Here is a 17,227-nt window from a genome sequence, read left to right as displayed (position 1 = left end):
AGGAGGCACAGTGGATTTGCGTCAGAAGTCCGTATCAGCGCGCATCTATCGAGGATTGCTCGACGCGGCGGAGCGTGAGGGTCTCGATCGCACCAAAGTGGCTCACGAGATCGGCATCGCGGAGGCAGACATCGCCGCAGCGGATGCGCGGGTCCCGGGCGACAAACACGTCGCAACGCTGCGGCTTGCGGAAAGCTGTCTGATGCGCGGCGCGCCCGAGGGCGACGTGCTGGATAGTCTGCTGTATTTCCCCGAGCTCGCCGGCGTGCTCTGCAATAGTCCGACGCTGCGCGATGCGTTGCGCAATTACGTCACCTACCGCGACCTGATCGGTAATGTCGACTGGCTCGTCGTGCAGGAGCACGGCGACGAAGTCGCTTTCGAATACGTGACGGAAGGCGAAGGTCGCAACGCATCGAGCGCGCTCGGCAATTTCGCGCTGATCGCCAGAGTGGCGAAGCTCTACGACGCGCGCCTGCGCGTGCGCGACGCAGGCATCACCGATGCGCGGCTCGGTGCGTTCGGCGCGCTGTGCGGGACGTTGGGCGTGCGCGTTCAACTCGATCAGGCGTGCAATCGGATGGTGTTGCAGTCGTCGGCGCTGGACCGCGCGTTCGAGGTCTACAACGCGCCGCTTTCGAAAATTCACATGCATGCCGCGGACGGCATCTTGCAGCGGATTCGCGAGCAGGGCCGCTTTTCTCCGACGGTCGAGCGATGTCTGCGTGCCGTGCTGCGCGAACAGGCGGATGCGATCGATCCGAAGAGCCTGCAGACGATCGTCTGCGAGCGGCTGTCGCTGACGCGCTGGACGTTGCAACGCAAGCTCGCCGCGGAGCGCAAAACCTTCAGCGAGGTGCTGACGCAAACGCGCATCGACGAAGCACGTACGCTGCTCGCGCATACGCCGATGCCGATCAGCGAGATCAGCGAGCGGGTCGGCTTTGCATCGACGACAGCCTTTACGCGGTTCTTTACGCGTGCGTGTGGAGCACCGCCGGCACGATATCGAGGACAGTGCCGGGTGTGATCCTCCTATGATGCGCATCTTTCAGGACACGAGCCGACTGTTCGGCGTCATGGGGGCGATCGTTTCGCTGGTCGCATTTCTGCCTTATGGACTTGCGATCTGGCGCGGCACCGTACGTCCGCATCTGTTCACGTGGCTGGTCTGGTCGGTCGTCACGGCGATTGCGGCGGGCGGGCAATTCGTCGCCGGTGCAGGCCCTTCGGCGTGGTCTACGGCGGCGATCGCGGCCACCTGCTTCTTTGTTCTCGTCGCGAGCGTCTTTCGGGGTGAACGGCGGCGGACCGCTTTCGATTGGCTTTGCCTCGTCGCTGCGTTGTCGGCTATTCCGCTCTGGATACTCACCAATGATCCGACTTGGTCGATCTGTCTTGTCACGCTGATCGAACTCGTCGGCCTGGGGCCGACGGTGCGCAAAACTATTCTTGACCCGTGGAGCGAGAGTCTTTTGTACTTTGCGCTATGTGTTCTTAAGTACGCGCTCGCGATTCTCGCGCTGCCGAAATGGAGTGTGGCCGTGGCGTTTTATCCGGCCGTGAATATCGTGGCGTCCATCGGGGTCTGTTCGTTGTTGGTGGTGCGCAGGCGGCAGGTGGGGGCCTATTGCGCGCGGTCGCAGTGAATCAACCCAATTCACCTTTGCGCGCCGCCCCCAAACATCGTCATGCGCTGCAAGATCCACGCGAGCAGTTCGTGCGCGGCGGCGACGAGCGGCCGCCCGGATTTCACCAGCACGCGCGCCTTCGTGCCTAAAAACAGCGCGTGGTCGATCGGCACGGTCACCAGCTCGCCAGCCTGGATCTCGCGCGAGGCCGCGAACTCTCCGATCAGCGTCGCAAAGTTTTCATCGGCGACAAACCGCTTGAGTGCCGTTAGCGAATTGGTGGTGAGCGTCGCACGGATCTCAACGTGTTCGACGAACGCGAGCATCGTTGCGAGGTGCCCGATGCCGAACGTGCTCGGCATCAACGCCAGCGGCCACGCGAGCAGATCGTCGATCGTGGCGGGCTTGCCGCGCCGCGCGAGAGGATGGTCGCGCCGCACCAGCAACACCACGGGCTGCGCGGAACTCGCGCGATATTCGACGCGCGGATGCGGCGGCGGATTGAACGCGAGCCCGATATGGGCGCGGCTTTCCGCAACTGCGTCGAGCACGTCGTCGACCGGCAGCACGGTGAGGCCGATATCGACCTTCGGGTATTGCACACAGAACGGCGTGATGACCTCGGCAATCAGCGCATCCACGTAACCCTCGCTGACGGCCAGATCGACGCGGCCTTGCTGCAAGCCGCGCAACGCGTGCAGCTGATCCTCGAACTTCTCCTGCTGCGCGCGATAGCCGCGCCAGAACTCCAGCAGATGCGCGGCGGCCTCGGTGGGCCGGACGCCGCGCGCCTGCCGCTCGAACAGCTGCACGCCCAGTTCGTCTTCGAGCAGCTTGATCTGCCGCGTAATCACCGAGGGCGACGTGTTGAGGCTGTCCGCGGCACCGCGGATCGTGCCGTGCCCGAGCACCTCATGGAAATAGCGCAGCCGCTGCTGGTTGATTTCGCGCATCACATCCTCGTTAGCCTTTGGCTCCGTTGCTCCGTGAGGAACGGTATGTGAACTTTGTTGCTATTGCTAGCAAGGATTGCCCTGGTCAGGATGGTGTTGCGCACGCGCTTCCTCGACCCGCCGAATTCGCGGCCAGTAACGGTGCGCGGTGAGTTCGACGAGTTTCGTATCGTTATGTATCCAGCGCGCTGACCGACAAACACCGTTGCAAAAGTCGGGGTTCGCGGAAACAGGCGGGATACATGAGGGGGTTCAAATACGTCCATGCCAGTCGGCGGTGCCGCAAAGCAAAGCGGACGTCGACGCGACTGGATGCACGGGCCACGCAACCGTGGTCTGAACCAACTCAATTGCTCTCAGGTGGATACCATGAAACTCGTCAAGTCGCTGATCGTTGCCGCTGTTGTCGCTGTCCCCGTCGTTTCGTTCGCGCAGTCCAACGCGCCGGTTACACGTGCCCAGGTTCGCGCGGAACTGGTCCAACTCGAAAAGGCGGGTTACAACCCGGCTGCAGATTACAACACCTATCCGCAGGATATCCAAGCCGCCGAGGCACGCGTGAGCGCGCTGAATAGCGCGGCGACGTCCGCATATGGCGGGTCGGCGAACGGGTCGTCGGCGGCCGGAGCTGGCGCGGTTAAGGTCTCGGTGCTGTCGCAGCAACAGGACGTTGCCGGCCTCGCCTCGGTCTACGCGCATCATTGATGTTTGGCGAGCGCTGCCCATGTGGGCAGCGGCAATGGAAGACGGCCCGCTTCGAGCGGGCCGTTGGGCATGCACCATCTAGTCGCTTCGACGATGTTCACCCCGCCGCAAACCTCTCTACCCTTTTCACCTGCCTCGGCAAAACGATATACATCCCCCACACCACGACAAGAATCGCGCGCAGCGCATCCGCGGCATGACCGGGCAATGAAATTCCGACATCGGCAATCGCGAGGCTTCCAGGCACCGACCAGAGATACGTCGTGAGCCCGAGCGACACCGCGCGCCAGAAGCCGAAACGTTCGGAGCCGGCGAAACCATGCGCGGCCAGGCCGCTGCGCACCATATATCCGGCGATCGGCAGACTCACCAGCAGGTAGATCGCAAACGCGACGATCGCCGGCATCGCCGCAATCACCGTCGACCATGCCGGTGAACTCCTCGCGACATCGGGCGTAATCACGTGCTCGGAAAATTTCATCAGCGGCACCGCCGTGCGCGGCACCAGAAAGTGAAACGCCACGACGGCGGCGACGAAAAGCAGCGTACTCGCGAGCCCCTGACGCCACGCGCACGACCACCACACATACAGACGCCGCCCGAAACTGACCGCGCGCCCGACGCTGAACATCGCGCCTCGATCCCTCAGCGCCGCAAAGCACACCAGCACGACGAACAGCACCGCAGCGAAAACCAGCGCATGAGGACTCCGGATGAACGCGCCCACACTGTGCTCCACCGAGGCCGCAGCTGAAGCCGACGACGACGTCGAAAAGTTCTGCAGGTGGTGGGCGATATAGTCCGCGGGATCGAGCGCCTGCGACGAATCGTGCGTTGCCATCTCGTCTCCGTATGTCGCGAATCACGGTGCAAGTCATCACGTGCTTCATAGACGGCACGCGGCGTCACCGCGATTCGCAGCGCGCGATCTGATTGTGCCTTCCTTTTGTCCGATATTCATCAGGTCGCCGCAAATAGCGTGGATTACACTGGGTTTCGCTATGCGACTTTGAAGCGTGGCCGACCCACGAAGTCACCATTGCGCGGCCTTTCGTGCATCCCTTCCGCACGTATCCGCCGACACCGAGCGAAACACGACTGCCCGGTGAAAGCCTTTCGCAATTCAACACTTTGGCCCACGCCTGGTCCTTCAAACGACAGCGACCACGCATTACTGCGGCCATTTCTTAATCGACTATTTTCGTTTGATTGATCCAGGCCCCGATCCCGGCAGCCGAAGGACTTTTGCACGCCGCAATTTCATGCGCCTGATTTGCTAACAAGGAGATGAAGATGAAGACCCAGCATATAAGCGTTTGGTCGGCGGTAACCGTTGCAATTCTGTCGCTGAGCGGCACCGCGCAGGCCGGCGGCAGGGGTGATGGCGACGGTGATGGCGACGGTGGTGGTCGCGGGGGCCTTTGCTCCAAGGCAACGCTAAAGGGACCCTATGGGTTCATCGGTCACGGAGAGATTCTTGGATTGCTCGATTCGACGAACACGCTGCATCCGTTCACGAGCCCGTTGATTTACGATGACGTCGCCCTGGTGACGTTCGACGGCAGCGGTGGTTTCACACGCACTGACGTTGGGAACATCAACGGCGTGCCGAAAGCCGGCTCGACTACCTTCAATCCTCACCAGACCGGCACCTACACGGTGAACTCCGATTGCACCGGAACGATGTCGGTCCGCTACATTACCGGAGGACCTGTGGCGGCTGGCGTCGAGACTGACCTGAACATCGTGATCACTTCGGACGGGACGCAGATCGAATCCGTGGTCTATCGGGCGAGTGTCCCGACAGCCTCGTCGACTCCCGACTACAGCTGTCCGATGAATTGCGTGCAAGGTGTGCAGGAACACTTTGAAGGGAAGAAGGTTCTGGTCTACGGGTTCCGGTAGTCGAGTGCTAACGCATCGGATGAGTTCACGTTCGCCGCCGGCCTTTCAGCCGGCGGCGCTCCCGTATCATCGATGTTTCGCTCAGTGACCTTGCCGCTCGCCCACCGCGACCGGCGCATGCCTGGTCTGGCGGCTCAGCATCAGCGTCACGACCGCCGACACCGCCAACGTCGCGCCGACCACATAAAGCCCCGCCGTATAGCCGCCCGTCACGTTCTTGAGCCAGCCGATCGCAAACGGCCCGACGAAGCCGCCGAGGTTGCCGATCGAGTTGATCATCGCAATCCCCGCGGCCGCCCCGGCGCCCGACAGAAACATGCTCGGCATCGCCCACAGCGGCGCCTTCGCGGCGCTGATGCCGACGTTCACGACGACGAGCGCAAGCACGATCATCAACGCGGTGCTCGCATTGCCGGCGAACACGAAGCCTACGCACGCAAGCGCGCACGGAATCACGACGTGCCATGTACGTTCGTCGGTACGATCCGAGTGCTTCGCCCAGAGCACCATCGCGATCACCGCGAGCACGCTCGGCACACCGGCAAGCAGCCCGGTTTCGAACGTGCCGAAACCATATTGGCGGATGATCAGCGGCGCCCACAAGCCGAGCGTATAAAGTCCCGCCGAGGTGCCGAAGTAGATCAGCGCGAGCGCGAGCACGCGCGGATCGCGCAACGCGCTGAGTGCGCCGGCCGTGTGGCCTGCATGCGCGTGCCGCGCGTCGGCTTCGAGCTTCAGCTTCGCGATCAGCCAGTCGCGCTCCTCGGGCTGCAGCCACTCGGCTTGCGCGGGCTTGTCGGTTAGATACTTGAGCACGCAGAAGCCGAGGATGATCGCCGGCAGGGCTTCGATTATGTAGAGCATCTGCCAGTCGGCGAGTCCGGCGATCGGCGGCAGTTTCATGATCGCGCCGGAAATCGGCGAGCCGATCGCGGTCGAAATCGGCGCGGCGGCCATGAACCACGCCGCCGCGACCGCGCGCTGCCGGGTCGGAAACCACAGGCTCAGATACAGGATGATGCCGGGAAAGAAGCCCGCTTCCGCGACGCCGAGAATGAAGCGCAGCGCGTAGAAGCTGTTCGGCCCGACGACGAACGCGGACGCGAGCGACACGAGCCCCCACGACACCATCACGCGAGCAATCCAGCGGCGCGCGCCGACCTTGTGCAGGATCAGGTTCGACGGTACTTCGAACAGAAAATAGCCGATAAAGAAGAGCCCGCCGCCGAGGCCGAACGCGGTCGGCGAAAGACCGATCGCCTTGTTCATCGACAAGGCGGCGAAGCCCACATTCACGCGATCGAGAAAGCTCACGAAGTACAACAGCATGACGAACGGGATGATCCGCAGCATCAGCTTGCGGGACACCCGGCTTTCGAGTTCCGAAGTCATTGTCTCCTCCTGCTGCGCGCGGCAGTGGACCGCGCGCGAGCCTCGCGCCGGCCGACGTTGGGCCGAGCTAGTCGAGTCAAGGTTGGGTGCCGGCCACGTGGTGGCCGGGGCGTAGACCGTGCACCTGGGTGGCGCGCGGTTCCCGCTTGGTGCCGGTCAATTCAAGCGAAGCCGGCGTTCAAGCCGCGTTCTCCGCGGGCGTCGCCGCCTGCTCGATCAACGCGCATACGGCCGCCGTCACCTGCGCGGTCGTGGCCGTGCCGCCGAGGTCGCGGGTATGCAGCGACTTGTTCGCGGTGACCGTTTCTACGGCCTGCATCACACGCCTCGCCGCGGCGAATTCGCCGAGGTGTTCGAGCAGCATCACGACCGACCAGAACGTGCCGACCGGATTCGCGAGCCCCTTGCCCATGATGTCGAACGCGGAGCCGTGGATCGGCTCGAACATCGACGGATAGCGGCGCTCCGGATCGATGTTGCCGGTCGGCGCGATGCCGAGGCTGCCCGCGAGCGCGGCTGCGAGGTCGCTGAGAATATCGGCGTGCAGATTGGTGGCGACGATCGTGTCGAGCGTGGCGGGACGATTGACCATGCGCGCGGTCGCAGCATCGACGAGTTCCTTGTCCCAGGTGACGTCCGGAAACTCCCTGGAGATTTCGAGCGCGATCTCGTCCCACATCACCATCGCGTGACGCTGCGCGTTGCTCTTCGTGATCACGGTCAACAGCTTGCGCGGGCGCGACTGCGCGAGGCGGAACGCGAAGCGCATGATGCGCTCGACGCCGGCGCGCGTCATGATCGACACGTCGGTCGCGGCTTCGATCGGATGGCCCTGATGCACGCGGCCACCAACACCCGAGTATTCCCCCTCCGAGTTTTCGCGAACGATGACCCAGTTCAGGTCTTCGGGCTTGCAGTACTTCATCGGCGCGTCGATGCCGGGCAAGATGCGTGTCGGGCGCACGTTCGCGTATTGATCGAAGCCCTGGCAGATCTTCAGACGCAGACCCCACAGCGTGATGTGGTCGGCAATGTCCTTGTCGCCCGCCGAGCCGAACAGGATCGCATCCTTGTTGCGGATCGCATCTAGCCCGTTGGCCGGCATCATCAGGCCGTGCTGGCGATAGTAGTCGCCGCCCCAATCGAAGTTCTCGAACTCGAACGTGAAGGCGCGCGTGGTCTTCGCGAGCGCTTCGAGCACCTGCGCGCCGGCCGGCACGACCTCCTTGCCGATGCCGTCGCCGGGAATGGTTGCGAGGCGATAGGTCTTCATGTCTGCGTCCTGTGCTTGGTGAATGGCGTGAGTGGACTCTAGCGCGATCGCATGGGTAAAAACCGGTGCTAAACTCAAAGCATCTTTAACTTGCATTCACAAATGCGAAGGCGTGGAAAAGACGATGCGCGACACCGTGCAGCCAGCGGATCTGAGCTTTTTCTCGACGCTCGCGGCAAGCGGCAGCCTCAGCGCGGCCGCCCGCGAACTGGGGCTGACCGCGGCCGCCGTCAGCAAGCGCCTCACGCAGATGGAACAGCGCGCGGGCGTCGCGCTCGTGAACCGCACGACGCGCCGCATGATGCTGACGCCCGAAGGCGAGCTATACCTCGAACGCGCGCGGCGGATTCTCGACGAGATCGACGAGCTGGCCGAACTGCTCGGCTCGGCGAAGAAGACACCGAAGGGTTTGCTGCGCGTAAACGCGACGCTCGGCTTCGGGCGCAGCCATATCGGACCGGCAATTTCGCGCTTCGTCGCGCGGTATCCGCAAGTGTCGGTTCAACTGCAGTTGTCGGTCACGCCCCCGCCGCTCACCGACGACAGCTTCGACGTCTGCATCCGCTTCGGCGAGCCGCCCGATACGCGCGTAGTCGCACGCCGGCTTGCGCCGAACCGGCGTCTGCTGTGCGCGGCGCCGTCATATCTTGCGGCGCACGGCACGCCGCTCACGGCGCACGACCTGACGCGCCACAACTGCATCGGCATTCGGCAGGGAGACGAAGCATATGGCGTGTGGCGGCTGACGTCGGGACGCGGCGCCGCGCGCAAGACCGAGGCGGTGCGCATCAAGGGAACGCTGACCACCAACGACGGCGAGATCGCCGTCAAATGGGCGCTCGAAGGACACGGCATCCTGATGCGCGCGGAATGGGACATCCGGCAGTATCTGGCGGAGGGGTCGCTCGTTCAGTTGCTGCCTGATCACGACACGCCGAATGCGGACATCTTCGCGGTGTATTCGCCGCGGCATCAGATGTCGAATCGGATTCGCGCGTTTGTCGAGTTTATTGCGCGGGAGTTGGGGGGTGAGGTGGGGGTGGTTGGGTAGCGTTTTCCGAGTCGTCTGATTGAGCATGGTCGCGTCTTCGGCGAAGCTGTCGGTCTCACGAACGTTCCCTCGCTTCACCTGTCTCCTCGGTCCCGGCGGCTCGCTTCGTCGCACGACGGAGTAACCGCCTTTTCGATCTGGATACCATGCCCGCCGAGTGCTATTTCACGCTCAACCGCCGACTCATCTCTGTATTGACCTGCAAAGGCTTTGGCAACGTGTCTGCCTTTTCTGGCAAACCCGCCCATGTCAACAACCCCGCAGACACGGCGATCGCCGAAAGCGGTCCGCTTCCGCAAGGCCTGTACTACATCGTGGACCGACAGAGTGGCGGTCATCTGGGATGGCTGTATGACCTTGTCAAGGACGCGTGGTTAAATGTCGATCATTCGACCTGGTTCGCGCTTTATCGAAACGACGGTGCGATTGACGACTGGACATTTATCAATGGCGTGAAGCGAGGCAACTTCCGCCTGCATCCAACAGGTCGTTGGGGCGAAAGTGAAGGATGCATCACGGTCACGGACCAGTCCCAGTTCGATCGCTTACGCTCGTTCTTGCTGTCGCACCCAACCCGGACGATACCCGGCACAACACTGCAGTACTACGGCACGGTACTGGTGCAATGAAAAATGTCCTGCGGATTTTTGTGGCCCTCGTGCTGACTGTTCCAGTCTGTCTCGCATTGTCGTCGATCGCCCCGCTTGCACGCTGGGTTGGCAGCGAGTCCACGTCAGAAAGGCTTCGCCCCCTCTTCAAGCTCGTTGGTGCCGTTGGTATGGAGGGCGAGCAGGACGTGGTGGTTACGCTGCTACTCGTAGTCAGTTTCCTATTTTGCTGGGGGCTCTCGTGGGGCGGGTCTGTGCTTTTAGTTAGAACGAGGAGTCGCCTTGATGTCAAATGACGTTTTCATAAAAATCGACGGGATTATGGGTGAGTCGCAGGACGCGACACTCTCGTTAAATGGACTGGAATAACCGCAAAATGGCGGCGCTGCTTGTAGCTGCTGCTATTGCTGCTTGGATGCCGTTGGCGTACGGCAAAATTTGCACGGAAAAAGATGCTGTTGCGGCGGACGCGATGGTGGATCACCTCGATAGCTGGGCTCAGGTAAATAGCACATTCAGCAAATATGGTCACTGCGACGATGGTGGGATTGCTGAAGGCTATTCTGAGGCAATCGCGCGATTGCTGATTGACCACTGGAAAGCGTTACCAGAACTTGATAAACAAATTAAGCTCAATCCGCCGCTAGAATCGTTCGTGCGACGTCACATTAACTCAACACTTGATACTGACGACCTTGCAAAAATCATTACGCTTTCTACGAGATCTTGTCCCAAAGGCATAAGTCCACTGTGTAAAGCATTGGCCAATGCCGCATCGCAGGCTGAACAGTAACCGCTGCGACGGCTACGCGTGCTTGCATATGTGCTGCGCCTTGCTAATGGGATCGAAGGTGCCTCCAACACCGCAACTCTCTCTGACTAAACGAACGACGCGCGTGTTCGTACGCCGGAACGGCCCGTACGACTGGAATCTGTAGCACGAAAATCGTGATCCCCACAGTCTGTAACAGACCCGCATCTTTTCACTGCACATCACTGGCTATCGAATAAAACTCCCCGATATCGTAAAGTTGAGGAACCAAACCCCGATCCCACTCCTTTACTCACCAAGGCCGGACCTGACCAAACCGGGTAACGATGCCGAGACCAGACCCCGCGCCGTACCGCAGCCCGAGAACCCCGATGACACGGCGGCGCCGGCGTCTTCTGATCATCGGCGCGATCGTGCTGGTCGCCGCGTTCGGCTGGATGCTCGCGCTGATTCTCGAGCCCGCGTTCCAGCGCACGATCGTCATCACCTCCGGCGCGGACGGTGGCATTTACCGCGGCTTTGCCGATCGCTACGCGCCGCTGCTCAAGCGCGAAGGCATCAAGCTCGACATCCGCAGCTCGTCGGGTTCGGTCGAAAACTACCAGCGCCTCGCGGACCCGGACAGCGCCTATCAGGTCGGCTTCATCCAGTCGGGCACGACCAGTCCGAAAGACACGGACAATCTGCAAACCATCGCCGCCGTGTCGTACGAGCCGATCTGGGTGTTCTATCGCGGCGACGCGACGATCGACCGGCTGTCGCAACTGCGCGGCAAGCGCATTTCGATAGGCGTGCCGGGCAGCGGGCTGCTCAACGTCTCCCAGGTGCTGCTCGGCTACAGCGGCGTCACGAGCCAGAACTCGACGCTGCTGCAGATGGACGCGAACGCCGCATACGAAGGGCTCGAAAGCGGTCAGATCGACGCGGCGTTCTTCATCGGCCGGCCCGACGCCGACATGCAGCACACGCTGCTGACCAGCAACCTGAAGCTGATGAGCTTCGCGCAGGCTGATGCACTGGCGCAAAAATTCCCGTCGCTGTCGAAGATCGTATTGCCGCGTGCCTCGACGAGCGTCGCCGACGATCTGCCGCGCAGCGACGTCACGCTGCTCGCGGCGACGGCGCTGCTGGTGTCGAAGGACACGCTGCATCCAGCGCTCGTTTATCTGCTGCTCGACGCCGCGCGCACGGTGCACGGCGGCGAGGACTACTTCACGCCGCTCGGCACGTTCCCGAACCTGAACACCGAAGAATTCCCGATCTCCGACGAAAGCGTGCGCTACTTCAAATCGGGCCGGCCGTTTCTGTATCGCTACCTGCCGTTCTGGCTCGCGAGTCTGATCGAGCGGCGGCTGCTGATTCTGGTGCCGTTCCTTGCGCTGCTGATCGGCCTCGCCCAGGCGCTGCCGAGCATGCTCGAAGCGCGTATGAAGAAACGCCTGTTCGTGTGGTACCGCGCGATCAAGGCGCTCGAGGACGAAGTATGGAAGAACGCCGAGCCGACTCGCGCGCAGGTCGCGCAATGGAGTGACGAGATTGAAAACATCGACGCGAACGCTAGCCAGATCCGGATTCCGTACCGCTACTTTCAGGACGTTTACGCGCTGAAGCAGGCGATCGGCGTCGTGCGCGACCGGATCGCGCACGTAGCGCAGAAGATGGAGAAATAGAGACGCCGCTCCTTACCCCTGCGCGTTTCCCGGGTATTCACCACCGCCGTACCGGTTGATTTTCCGCGCGCCCTCGCCGCAGGGTCGCATGCCGCAGCGCAAGAAGAAAATCTCTGTGAAATCGGTCGGACGATAGGCCGATTTAATTGGCGTGCTCGCGAATCGCATCCTGTAATGGACTCCTGCCGTGCGCGTACCGTCCATCCAGTCCGCCGCACACTAACCGGAGAGCGTCCATGTCGCAGCCCGAGCCGAATGTAGACGAAATAGTCCGCAGCATCGCCGAAGAAACCGACACGCCGGCCGAAACGGTGTCCCGCATGTACGCCGATTCGCTCGCCGAATTCCGGAGCGAGGCGCGCGTGTTCGACTACGTGCCGCTGTTCGCCGCGAAGAAGGTCCGCAACGAGCTTCGCCAGAAGCATCCTCGCAAGCACTGACTCGCTGCAGGCGGTGATGCATCGGCTCACCGCACTGCCGCAAGCGTCGTGGCTCCAGATTTGGCGTTCATGGTGGAGCTAACAATCACGCCGCAAATTTTCTATGCTGGCGGTCCCACAGCTTTCCAAAGGAGCCGCCCCCATGTCCGCCCCGCTGCAGATTCGCGCCGTCACCCGTGACGATTTCGATGCATGGCTGCCGCTATGGGACGCCTACAACGCGTTTTATGGCCGCTCGGGCGACACCGCGTTGCCGCGCGAGATCACGCAAATCACCTGGAATCGCTTTTTCGATGGCTACGAGCCGATGCATGCGTTCGTCGCCGAACGCGCCGGGCAATTGCAGGGCATCGTGCATTTTCTGTATCACCGCCATACGACGATGGCGGGACCGATCTGCTATCTGCAGGATCTATACACGCTCGATAGCGAGCGCGGCAAGGGTGTCGGCCGTGCGCTGATCGAGGCCGTCTATGCGCGGGCAAAAGCCGACGGCGCGCAACGCGTCTACTGGCAGACGCACGAGACGAACCACACCGCGATGCAGCTCTATGACCAGGTCGCGGAAAAGTCCGGCTTCGTGGTTTATCGGAAAACGCTTTGACGCCTGAGCGCGGCTCAGCGGATGCGTGCCGAGCCCGGTCGCGTCCCGCTATGCGGTTCATCCGATTCAATTCAGGACGATAGCGCGAAGCATGCGGCGATTCGGCCGCGCGGTGCTATGCTTTGATCCGGTCCAGCGGCGCGGTGTGTCCCAGCCGCGCGCTCGCGCCGCCCAAGCGTAGGAGGCCACGTCATGCCCAACGCGATCCAGATTCAGGTTGCCGATTCGCATCTTTATCCGGGCTGCGCGGTGCGCATCGCCGAACTTCCCGAACCGGCCGGCGTGCCGAACCTCGCCGAGGCGCGCGTCGAGTTCGCGGATGGCTCCGGCGCGCACGCCACCTATCATCGGCGCGCGCATGACGAACTCGAATTGACCGTCGACCGTTACGCGACGCAAAAGCGTCATCCGGTCGACGCACGGCACTGGCTACTATTGGCTGTCGATGCCACGCATCACAGCTGGCGCGTGAAGCGTCGGCTGCCGTAAAGCCGCGGGGCCTGCCGGCCTCGGCGGACCCATAACCGGTGTCGCGCGCGCCGCCTCCAGCGGCGCCGAAGCGACCGTCACGTCTCCTTCGGAACTCACCGATGACCGACCACGATCCTCACCTGCCGCCGAAACTGGACGACCCCGATTCAATCGACAACACCAACGACGCCCCCGACGATCCCGAACGCCGGCGCGTCCTGACCGGTCTCGCGGCAGTCGGCCTCGGCCTCGCGCTGCCCGGCTGCAAAACGGGCGAGGCACTCGCGAGCAACGGCCCGCCGCGCAGCGCCGCCGACTTGCGGCTCGACGCTGCGCTGCACGATCAGGTGAAGAACATCGTGGTGATTTACGCGGAGAACCGCAGCTTCGCGAACTTGTACGGCAACTACCCGGGTGTCCAGCATCCTCTCGACGCGGTCACCGCCGAGCAGTACGTCCAACTCGACCGCGATGGCAAGACGCCGCTGCCGCGGCTGCCGGCGATCTGGGGCGGGCTCGTGCCGCAGGCGCAGGAAGTGGACGGCAAGCGCTACATGATTGGCGAAAAGGATCTCGATCATCTGCGCAACCGGCCGTTCCAGATCGTCGATGCGCACGGCGCGCCGCTGCCGACCGGCGTGATCACCCGCGATCTGATCCATCGCTTCTATCAGAACCAGATGCAGATCAACGCGGGGCGCAACAACCAGTTCGCCGCGTGGGGCGATTCGGGCGGCCTCGTGATGGGGCACTACCGCAATTCCGCCGACTCACTGCGTCTCTGGAATCTGGCGCAGCAGTACACGCTGTGCGACAACTTCTTCATGGCCGCTTTCGGCGGTTCGTGGCTGAATCACATCTTCCTGATCTCGGCGCAGGCGCCGTACTACCCGGACATCCACAACAGCCCGGCGAGGAAGATGGTGTCGGTCGTGGAAGGCGACGATCCGACCGGCACGCGTTTGAAGCTCGCGCCCAATTCGCCCGCGTCGGCGCTCGACGGTCCGCCAAAGTTCGTCAACGACGGCGCTTTCACCGCCGACGGCTACGCAGTCAACACGATGGCTCCGCCGTATCAGCCAAGCAGCGTGCGTCCGGCCGAAGGCGGCGACCCGGCATTTGCTGATCCGTCGGACCCGCGCGTGATGCCGCCGCAGAATTACGCGACGATCGGCGACCGGCTGACCGCCAAGGGCATCGACTGGGCGTGGTACAGCGGCGCATGGCAATTCGCGCTCGACCATCGCGATACGGGATCGATGCCCGACTTTCAGTATCACCATCAGCCGTTTAACTACTTCGCCAATTACGCGCCGGGCACGGCCGCGCGCCGCCGCTATCTGCGCGACGGCGGGATGGGCAACGACGCGTCGACCAATCGCCTGATCGCCGACATCGACGCGGGACGTTTGCCGACCGTCACGTTCTACAAACCGCAGGGCGACCTGAACATGCACGCGGGCTATGCCGACGTCGCCTCGGGCGACCGTCACATCGCGACGCTGATCGAGCATATTCAGCGCGGGCCACAATGGCAGAACACGGTCGTGATCGTCACCGTCGACGAGAACGGCGGGTGGTGGGACCACGTCGCGCCGCCGACCGGGGATCGTTGGGGGCCGGGTTCGCGCGTTCCCGCGCTGGTGATCTCGCCGCTCGCGAAGAAGGGTTACGTCGATCACACGGTGTACGACACGAACTCAATTCTGCGTTTCATTAGTCGTGTGCATGGACTCGCTCCGCTCGATGGCGTGGTCGCGCGCGACAAGGCATTCGCCAGCAACGGACTCGCGCCGCTCGGCGATCTGACCGCTTCGCTCGATCTCGCTTGAACGCCTGTCGGCTGCGTTGATTTGCCGCGGCTCGCGATGTGCATGAGGTCGTTACAGCATGCATATCGCGTACGCCGCGCCGCGTTGAGCATGCATCGTACCTTCCCACCGGTTTGGCGAATTATTTTTCCATTCGCAAATCATGCCTTTGTCTTGCATAAAGCGCCGCGCCGCCTAGACTGGTAAAGCCCTTCGCAAATTATGAACGGAACTGCTATGCGACTGACCATCCTGATCAACGGTTCCGATCCCACCGTAAGCCATGATTACGCTGTGCTCTGGCTCGATACTGATGAACATCGGTGGTCGAGAGAAGCGCATCAAGGGATCGACTTGCCCCCTTGGGGTGAACTGCGCGACGAGAACGGCGTGACCACGCTGTGCGCACCGAGCGCCGACGCGCCGCTCTGTACGTTGCGCGGTCTGCACGTCGATCGCAAGGAACGAGTGAGCGCCGCGCAAGGCGCCGCAGCATGGACCGCGCTGCGAACCCGCAAGGCGACTAGCGGCTTCTGGCGTTTGCAGGCGGTGGATCGTCAAAAAACTCGCGCTGAAAACAGCGTGTTCGGTAATTAATCTCCGGCGCGCTTCGCCGCGCTCTCTTTTCCGGTCGAAACTTCCGGCTCGTTCTGCGAGCACTGCTCGAGCGCGTAAATCTGTTCGTGCGAAAACGAACATAACGTACCGCGAGAACGCAGGTCTTAAGACCTTCTTAAGATTGCGTGAGTAGAGTCGGAAGTCCACGCATTCGGGTCGCTGCAAAGCGGCCCACTTTTTTGTGCGGCGCACGCCGCCTCTTCTGTTTCCCATCCCCTTTCTTTGATTCGCATGGTGCGGTCGCTCGATGCGGGCCGCGACGCTATACTTGCGTCCCCTTTCATCGAACCACCGACACATGAAGAAGTGGCTTGCCTGTCTGTTCCTCGCCGTCGCCGTTCATGCGGGCGCGACGCCCTCCTGCACCAGTTTCACGCCGAATGCGCAATGGCCCATCCTCGCCAATCAGAAGATGGCGCCCAAAACGCGCATGCTTTGTTATAGCGATTTCGCGGTGCTGCATTCGGGTATCACGCACGGTCCGCTGTGGTCGGCCGAGCATCTGACACGCGAGCACATCGAAGAAGCGAAGGACATGGTGCGTACCAACAAGTTCTTCGAAGACGCGCGTCTGCCCGAAGGCGAAGGCGCGACCCTCGCCGACTACAAACGCAGCGGCTTCGATCGCGGCCATATGAGTCCGGCGGGCAATCGCTGGAACAATGAGGCGATGGCGCAATCGTTCTCGCTCGCGAACATCGTGCCGCAAGACCGTCAGAACAACCAACGATTGTGGGCACGCATCGAAACCGCGGTGCGTAAGATCGCACTCGCCTACGACGACACGTACGTCGTCACCGGACCGCTGTTCACCGGACAGCAATTGCAGACGATCGGACCGACGCGCGTGTTCGTGCCGACCCAGTTGTACAAGGTCGTCTATGTGCCGTCGCGTCAACTGGCATTCGCAGTCGTGGTTGATAATGTAGCGACCAACCGCTACGACATGCGCACGATTCACGAGCTCGAAGCAATGTCGGGCATCCGCTTTCCGGGCATTCCGGATAACCTGAAGGACCAGCGGCCAGGAGGACTAAAAGGTGTTTAAGCCCTATTCGAACGATGACGACGTGCTCAACATTCAGGGCGATGCGCTCACGCTCAGCAACGGCACGACGCGTGTCGTGCTGAACGGCACGCTCGAATTGACGCGCGATCAACGCGGCCTGAAGGCGGCGCTCGCGCTGAAGGAAGCGCTCGATGCAATCGTCGCGAGTCTTCAGGCGCAGAAGGATTTGCCGGCGAAGGTGCAGGACGAGCCGGATGCCAAGCCGGGTGTCGTGCGGAATCCGTTTGAATAACCGGACCCGTCGGCGTTGCATT

At 62.3% G+C, this 17,227-nt stretch carries 19 protein-coding genes; 15 read left to right on the top strand and 4 right to left on the bottom strand.

Annotation, left to right across the window (positions count from 1 at the left end; translation table 11 throughout):
- Positions 1 to 10 precede the first annotated feature (10 nt).
- Together AB3X95_RS24640 and AB3X95_RS24635 are read left to right on the top strand one after the other, a co-directional pair.
- Complete coding sequence (locus AB3X95_RS24640) at positions 11 to 1,030, top strand: AraC family transcriptional regulator (protein WP_176120903.1); 1,020 nt, start codon at positions 11 to 13, stop codon at positions 1,028 to 1,030.
- A 7-nt stretch (positions 1,031 to 1,037) separates the two neighbouring features.
- The gene (locus AB3X95_RS24635) at positions 1,038 to 1,649 is read left to right on the top strand and encodes a hypothetical protein (protein WP_368622779.1); all 612 of its coding nucleotides are present in this window, start codon (positions 1,038 to 1,040) and stop codon (positions 1,647 to 1,649) included.
- A gap of 11 nt (positions 1,650 to 1,660) precedes the next feature.
- On the opposite strand, the gene AB3X95_RS24630 is transcribed toward AB3X95_RS24635, so the two are convergent.
- Positions 1,661 to 2,584, bottom strand: coding sequence for a LysR family transcriptional regulator (locus AB3X95_RS24630; protein WP_176120901.1), 924 nt, complete (start codon positions 2,582 to 2,584; stop codon positions 1,661 to 1,663).
- A gap of 369 nt (positions 2,585 to 2,953) precedes the next feature.
- Here AB3X95_RS24630 and AB3X95_RS24625 point away from each other — a divergent pair, with 369 nt between their 5' ends.
- Positions 2,954 to 3,289, top strand: coding sequence for a DUF4148 domain-containing protein (locus AB3X95_RS24625; protein WP_368622778.1), 336 nt, complete (start codon positions 2,954 to 2,956; stop codon positions 3,287 to 3,289).
- 97 nt (positions 3,290 to 3,386) lie between these two features.
- Here the strand turns inward: AB3X95_RS24625 and AB3X95_RS24620 are convergent, their stop codons facing one another.
- Positions 3,387 to 4,130: a hypothetical protein gene (locus tag AB3X95_RS24620; protein WP_368622777.1), complete on the bottom strand. Its 744-nt coding sequence runs from the start codon at positions 4,128 to 4,130 to the stop codon at positions 3,387 to 3,389.
- Between the two features lie 452 nt (positions 4,131 to 4,582).
- On the opposite strand from AB3X95_RS24620, the gene AB3X95_RS24615 reads away from it, so the two are divergent.
- Positions 4,583 to 5,194, top strand: a complete 612-nt coding sequence (locus AB3X95_RS24615) for a hypothetical protein (protein WP_368622776.1) — start codon at positions 4,583 to 4,585, stop codon at positions 5,192 to 5,194.
- 81 nt (positions 5,195 to 5,275) lie between these two features.
- Here the strand turns inward: AB3X95_RS24615 and AB3X95_RS24610 are convergent, their stop codons facing one another.
- Both AB3X95_RS24610 and AB3X95_RS24605 read right to left on the bottom strand, forming a co-directional pair.
- A complete protein-coding gene (locus tag AB3X95_RS24610; RefSeq protein WP_368622775.1) occupies positions 5,276 to 6,586 on the bottom strand; it encodes an MFS transporter in 1,311 nt (436 codons plus the stop codon).
- A 178-nt stretch (positions 6,587 to 6,764) separates the two neighbouring features.
- Positions 6,765 to 7,859 (bottom strand): tartrate dehydrogenase, encoded by a 1,095-nt coding sequence (locus AB3X95_RS24605; protein WP_368622774.1) that lies wholly within the window; start codon positions 7,857 to 7,859, stop codon positions 6,765 to 6,767.
- Positions 7,860 to 7,983: 124 nt separating this feature from the next.
- Here AB3X95_RS24605 and AB3X95_RS24600 point away from each other — a divergent pair, with 124 nt between their 5' ends.
- The 11 genes from AB3X95_RS24600 (at position 7,984) to AB3X95_RS24550 (ending at position 17,205) form a co-directional block, all read left to right on the top strand.
- Complete coding sequence (locus AB3X95_RS24600; RefSeq protein WP_176366437.1) at positions 7,984 to 8,910, top strand: LysR substrate-binding domain-containing protein; 927 nt, start codon at positions 7,984 to 7,986, stop codon at positions 8,908 to 8,910.
- 146 nt (positions 8,911 to 9,056) lie between these two features.
- Complete coding sequence (locus AB3X95_RS24595) at positions 9,057 to 9,539, top strand: DUF2778 domain-containing protein (protein WP_368622772.1); 483 nt, start codon at positions 9,057 to 9,059, stop codon at positions 9,537 to 9,539.
- Between the two features lie 334 nt (positions 9,540 to 9,873).
- Positions 9,874 to 10,311: a hypothetical protein gene (locus tag AB3X95_RS24590; protein ID WP_255215028.1), complete on the top strand. Its 438-nt coding sequence runs from the start codon at positions 9,874 to 9,876 to the stop codon at positions 10,309 to 10,311.
- 350 nt (positions 10,312 to 10,661) lie between these two features.
- Positions 10,662 to 11,960 carry a TAXI family TRAP transporter solute-binding subunit gene (locus AB3X95_RS24585; RefSeq protein WP_368622771.1) on the top strand — a complete coding sequence of 433 codons (1,299 nt, stop codon included), beginning with the start codon at positions 10,662 to 10,664 and terminating at the stop codon, positions 11,958 to 11,960.
- A gap of 236 nt (positions 11,961 to 12,196) precedes the next feature.
- Positions 12,197 to 12,400, top strand: a complete 204-nt coding sequence (locus tag AB3X95_RS24580; RefSeq protein WP_176366435.1) for a DUF3562 domain-containing protein — start codon at positions 12,197 to 12,199, stop codon at positions 12,398 to 12,400.
- A gap of 142 nt (positions 12,401 to 12,542) precedes the next feature.
- The gene (locus tag AB3X95_RS24575; RefSeq protein ID WP_368622770.1) at positions 12,543 to 13,004 is read left to right on the top strand and encodes an N-acetyltransferase family protein; all 462 of its coding nucleotides are present in this window, start codon (positions 12,543 to 12,545) and stop codon (positions 13,002 to 13,004) included.
- A 192-nt stretch (positions 13,005 to 13,196) separates the two neighbouring features.
- Entirely contained in the window at positions 13,197 to 13,493 is a 297-nt protein-coding gene (locus AB3X95_RS24570) for a hypothetical protein (RefSeq protein ID WP_368622769.1), read from the top strand.
- Positions 13,494 to 13,594: 101 nt separating this feature from the next.
- Positions 13,595 to 15,307 carry an acid phosphatase gene (locus AB3X95_RS24565; protein WP_368622768.1) on the top strand — a complete coding sequence of 571 codons (1,713 nt, stop codon included), beginning with the start codon at positions 13,595 to 13,597 and terminating at the stop codon, positions 15,305 to 15,307.
- A 216-nt stretch (positions 15,308 to 15,523) separates the two neighbouring features.
- Positions 15,524 to 15,883 (top strand): DUF3564 domain-containing protein, encoded by a 360-nt coding sequence (locus AB3X95_RS24560; RefSeq protein WP_013092796.1) that lies wholly within the window; start codon positions 15,524 to 15,526, stop codon positions 15,881 to 15,883.
- 319 nt (positions 15,884 to 16,202) lie between these two features.
- Positions 16,203 to 16,952, top strand: coding sequence for a DNA/RNA non-specific endonuclease (locus AB3X95_RS24555; RefSeq protein ID WP_368622767.1), 750 nt, complete (start codon positions 16,203 to 16,205; stop codon positions 16,950 to 16,952).
- Positions 16,945 to 17,205: a hypothetical protein gene (locus AB3X95_RS24550; RefSeq protein WP_184225405.1), complete on the top strand. Its 261-nt coding sequence runs from the start codon at positions 16,945 to 16,947 to the stop codon at positions 17,203 to 17,205. The genes AB3X95_RS24555 and AB3X95_RS24550 overlap by 8 nt, the downstream gene beginning before the upstream one ends.
- Positions 17,206 to 17,227 lie beyond the last annotated feature (22 nt).

This window comes from Paraburkholderia sp. BR13444 (assembly GCF_040948755.1).
Lineage (GTDB): Bacteria > Pseudomonadota > Gammaproteobacteria > Burkholderiales > Burkholderiaceae > Paraburkholderia > Paraburkholderia youngii.
This window is presented reverse-complemented; position numbering and strand designations above follow the sequence as displayed.